Source organism: Kitasatospora sp. NPDC057198, assembly GCF_042670125.1.
Classification (GTDB): domain Bacteria; phylum Actinomycetota; class Actinomycetes; order Streptomycetales; family Streptomycetaceae; genus Kitasatospora.
Window position 1 is genome coordinate 1 of record NZ_JBHUWH010000579.1, and the last position, 4,415, is coordinate 4,415.

4 protein-coding genes are annotated in these 4,415 nt (G+C 77.3%); 2 read left to right on the forward strand and 2 right to left on the reverse strand.

The features are described 5' to 3' along the window. Window positions 1-421 (reverse strand): TerD family protein (locus tag ACFUEL_RS35810; RefSeq protein WP_380241782.1); only part of this gene is annotated, 421 nt, incomplete at its 3' end. Window positions 422-662: 241 nt separating this feature from the next. Here ACFUEL_RS35810 and ACFUEL_RS35815 point away from each other — a divergent pair. Beyond that, a complete protein-coding gene (locus tag ACFUEL_RS35815; protein ID WP_380241783.1) occupies window positions 663-2,351 on the forward strand; it encodes a PP2C family protein-serine/threonine phosphatase in 1,689 nt (562 codons plus the stop codon). Window positions 2,352-2,386: 35 nt separating this feature from the next. Here ACFUEL_RS35815 and ACFUEL_RS35820 read toward each other — a convergent pair whose 3' ends face one another. Beyond that, window positions 2,387-3,250, reverse strand: a complete 864-nt coding sequence (locus ACFUEL_RS35820; RefSeq protein WP_380241785.1) for a universal stress protein — start codon at window positions 3,248-3,250, stop codon at window positions 2,387-2,389. A gap of 283 nt (window positions 3,251-3,533) precedes the next feature. Here ACFUEL_RS35820 and ACFUEL_RS35825 point away from each other — a divergent pair, with 283 nt between their 5' ends. Then, window positions 3,534-4,223, forward strand: coding sequence for a pyridoxamine 5'-phosphate oxidase family protein (locus ACFUEL_RS35825; RefSeq protein WP_380241787.1), 690 nt, complete (start codon window positions 3,534-3,536; stop codon window positions 4,221-4,223). The last annotated feature ends 192 nt before the right edge of the window (window positions 4,224-4,415 follow it).

The window sequence follows — 4,415 nt, forward strand, 5'->3', positions numbered from 1 at the left end:
GCTCCGGGCCCAGCTCGTAGCGGGCCAGTTCGGCGCCCGCCGGGTCGGTGAGCCGGACGTACGCCCCGGTGACCGAGCCGAAGGACTGGCGGCGCTCGTCGGCCTGGTAGACGGCCACCGTGAAGACGATCCGCCGCACCGCCTCCTCGACGTCGAGCAGGTCGACGGCGAGCTGCTCGCGGTCGGTGCCGTCGCCGGGCGCGCCGAGGTGGGTGACCGCGCCGTCGGGGCTGGTGAGGTTGTTGAAGAAGACGAAGTGCCCGTCGGACAGCGCCTTCCCGTCCTCGTCGCACAGCAGCGCGTTCGCGTCCAGGTCGTACGCGTCCGCGGCCTGCCAGCCGAGGCCCACCACCACCGTCGCCGGGCCCTTGCCGTCCCGGATCACCGGGACGTTCCCGCCCTTGGCCAAGGCCGTCGACATTGCTGCTCCTCCACTTCGACCGATGATCGTCCAGTGTCCGTAACGGCCCGTCTGATCAGCGGGTTCCCGGGCCGGGCGGGGGCCGGCGGCGGAGGTGACAGCGTGTCAGCCCGAGCGGCGCAGGGGCTCACCCGTCCGGTCCGCCGCGGTCGCCGCCGGGCCCGGCGGCCGGAAAAGTGGCGGAGAACGCCGAGCGGGCGGTGCCGGACGGACGGCGCCGAGCGGAGGGAGAGGGACGGGCGTGTACGGGCGACCGGAGCAGGCCGATCGGGGTGCGGCCCTGCGCCGCACCGTCGAGCGGCTGCGGGCCGAGCACCGCCGGGCCCGGCCCGCCGAACCGGCCGTGCCGCCGCCGCTCGTCCCGGAGGCCCAGCTCGACCCGGGCCTGGCCCGCCCGCCGGACCTCGACCTGCACCACCTGCTGGACGCCGTCCCGCAGGCCGCCGTGCTGGCCGAACCGGTGCTCGACGACGCCGGCGCCGTCCGCGACCTGGCCGCGGTGATCGTCAACGAGGCCGCCGTCCGCAACCCGTACCACCCCGGCCAGGTGCACCGCGACACCCCCGAGGGGCGCGGCATCTCGCTGCGCGAGGCGTACCCGGGCCTGTGGACGGCGGCGTTCGCGGACACCGTCGGCGAGGTGCTGCGCACCGGGTACGCGGCCCGCGCGGTGCCGGTGAGCTGGCAGCACACGATGTCCGACGGCTCCACCCGCACCCGGCACGAGCGGGTCACCGCGCACCGGCTGGGGCGGCGGCTGCTGCTGGTGTGGCCCGACGGCCGCACCGAGGAGGTCGCCCGCGCCGCGCAGCGCATCGCCCGGGTCGGCTGGGCCGAGTGGAGCCTGCCCGACGGCCGGCTCGACATCTCGCCCGGCCTCGCGGTGCTGCTCGGCCTCGCCCCCGAGACCGACACCGTCCCGGCCGGCCGGGCGCTGCGCCGGGTCACCGAGACCGCCCGCCCCGCCCTGTACCGGGACCTCGAACGGCTGCTGTCCACCGGAGAGGACATCGACGTGCTGACCGAGCTGTACGGGGTCGGCCGGCCGCGCCGGGTCCGGCTGGTCGCCGAGGCGCTGCGCGAGGAGGGCGGCCCGGTCGAGGGCCTGCGGGCGGTGCTCCAGGACGTCACCGAGCTGTCGGAGAGCCGGCGGCGGCTGCGCGAGCAGGAGGAGGAGACCGAGCGGCAGGCCCGCCGCGCCGACGCCGAGCACTACGTCGTGCAGCGGCTCCAGGACGCCCTGCAGCCGCACTTCGCGGTCCTCACCGAGCTCGGCGTCAGCACCGCCGTGGCCTACCGCCCGGCCGAGGGCGGGGTCGGCGGCGACTGGTTCAAGGTCCGCCAACTCCCGGACGGGCAGGTGCTGCTGGCGGTCGGCGACGCGCGCGGGCACGGCCTGGACGCGGTCGCCCTGATGTCGATGCTGCGGCACGCGCTGGCCGGCCTGGCGTTCACCGGCGCGCTGGTGGAGTCGCTCGGCGGCTGGCTCAACCGGATCGCCTGGGACGAGGGCGACGAGGCCACCGCCACCGCGGTCGTCTCCCGCTACTACCCGGACCGGCACCTGCTGCGCTGGATCTGCGCCGGCCACCCGCCGCCGGTCCTGCTGCGCGCGGGCCGGGTCGCCCCGATGGAGCCGGAGGTCGGCCCGCCGCTGGGCGTGCTGCCCGACGCGGCCTACCGGGCGGTGGAGACGTACGTCCGCCCCGGCGACACCGTCCTGCTGTACACCGACGGCCTGATCGAGCGCCGCGACCAGGACATCGACGTCCGCCTGGAGGCCCTGTGCGAGGCCGTCCGCACGCACGCCGTGGCAGACTGCGCGAGCGGGCCGGACCTCCAGGAACTCGTGGACGGGGTGGTCCGCGAGATGTCCGGCCCGCTGTCGGAGGACGACGCCACCCTGCTCGCCTTCCGCTTCGACCGCTGAGCGGCCGCCCGGCGGCCGGAGCCCGCGGGCCGGGCTCAGTCGTGCGGGACGACCGCGACGGGGGAGTGCGCGTGGTGGATCACCGCGTGGGCGACCGAGCCGAGCTTGCTGCCCAGGCCCAGGGTGCGCCGGCGGCGGCCGACCACCACCAGGTCGGCCTGCTCGGACGCCTCGACCAGCGCGGCCGCGCCGCCCCCGGTGCGGACGTCCTCCAGCACCAGGGTGCGCGGGTACTTCTCCCGCCACGGGGCGACCGCCTCGGCGACCATCCCGGCCGCCAGCGCGCCCAGCTCCTGCTGCTCGGTCTCCACCGGGATCCACCCGGCGTACCCGTAGGCGGGCGGCAGCTCCCAGCCGTGCACCACCCGCACCCGGGCGCCGCGCAGCCGGGCCGCCTCGAAGGCGAACTCCAGGACGGCGCCGTCCGGCTCCAGGGCGTCCAGGCCGACCGCCACCTCGGGCTCGTGCGAGACCGGGTCGGGGCGGCCCTCGCGGACCAGCACCACCGGCGTCGCCGAACGGCCCGCCACGCCGAGGCTGACCGAGCCGACCAGCAGCCCGCGGAAGCCGCCCAGGCCGCGGGTGCCGATCACCAGCAGGTCGCCCTGCTCGGCGGCCCCGGTCAGCCCGTCGATCGCGGCGTCCGGCACCAGCTCGCCGGTCACGTCGAGGCCCGGGTAGGCGGCCGCCAGCTCCTCGGCGACGTCGCCGAGCATGCCCCGGGCGCCGCTCTCCAGGTCGTCGGCCTTCACCAGGTCGTTGGCCTTGCGCCCCAGGTAGGGCCAGGCGTGCAGGAGCCGCAGCGGGGCTCCCCGCCGGCCCGCCTCCTGGGCGGCCCAGTGCGCGGCGGCCCGACTGCGGACGGACGCGTCTACAGCGGCGAGAACGGGACGAGTCATGGCAGTGCCTTCCCTGTACGAATCCCCGCGGGCCCCCATCGCCCGCCATCGGGTCCGTGGCCCACTCTGCTCCCGCCCGCGTACTCCCGCCAGGGACGGCGGGCCCGGCGGACCAGGGCCGTTGGTCCCGACCCGGACCGCCGTAGCGGAATTGTCCCGTTCGGTTCGGGTCCAAGGCCCCTGCCGGAGCGGGTCCTCGGTCGCGCACCATGGAGGTACCAGCCGGACGGAACGGGAGGAAAGCCCCCGTACCGGCCGGAGTGACGACCGGGAGGTGACCGAAGTGACCACCGAACACGCCCCCGCCCCTGCTCCCGCCCCCGCCCCCGCCCCTGCTCCCGCGGCCGCGCTCGCCCGCCGCTTCGCCGACCGCCTCGCCGACCTGGGGCTCAGCGAGGCGCAGGCGGCGGCCAGGGCGGGCATGTCGACCCCCTACCTGCGCCGTGTCCTGGAGCTCGGCCCCGGCTTCGACCCGCCCGCCCTGCTGCGGCTGTCCGCCGTCCTCGGCCTGGAGTACGAGGAACTGGTCTCCGGCCGCCCCGCCGAACGGGCCGCGGCCGCCCGCGCCGACGGCCCCGCCCTGGTCGGGCCGCCCGTCCTGGGCGAACTCGGCGTCGCCGAGTGCTGGCGGCGCCTCGGCTCCAACGGCCTCGGCCGGATCGCCCGCACCGGCCCCGAGGGCCCCGTGGTGCGCCCCGTCGGCTACCTGGTGCACGAGCACACGGTCCTGTACCGCACCGCCGAGGACGGCGCCCTGGCCCCCGGGCCGGGCGGCGACGCCGCGTTCGAGGTGGACCGCGCCGACCGGGACCTGCGCGAGGGCTGGAGCGTGCTCATGGTCGGCCCGCTGGAGTACGTCACCGAACCGGCCCTGCTCGCCGAACTGCCCGCACCGCCCGCGCGCGGCCGCTGGGTCAGGCTGACCCCGACCACCGTCACCGGGCGCACCATCCGGGCTGCCCGGCCGCACTGAGCCGGGCCCGGGGGAGTCGGGCCCGGCGAGTCGGGCTTCGGGGAGCCGGGCTTCAGGGAGAACGGAGGGGGAGAACAGGCGGCGCCGGTCCCCACCGCGGTGCGGGGGGAGCGCTGTGCGGACCCGCGGCCGGCTTTTTCGGGCGGGGTGGGTGCCCCCCCCGGCACAGCCCCGCCCCCGCCCCCGCTCGGA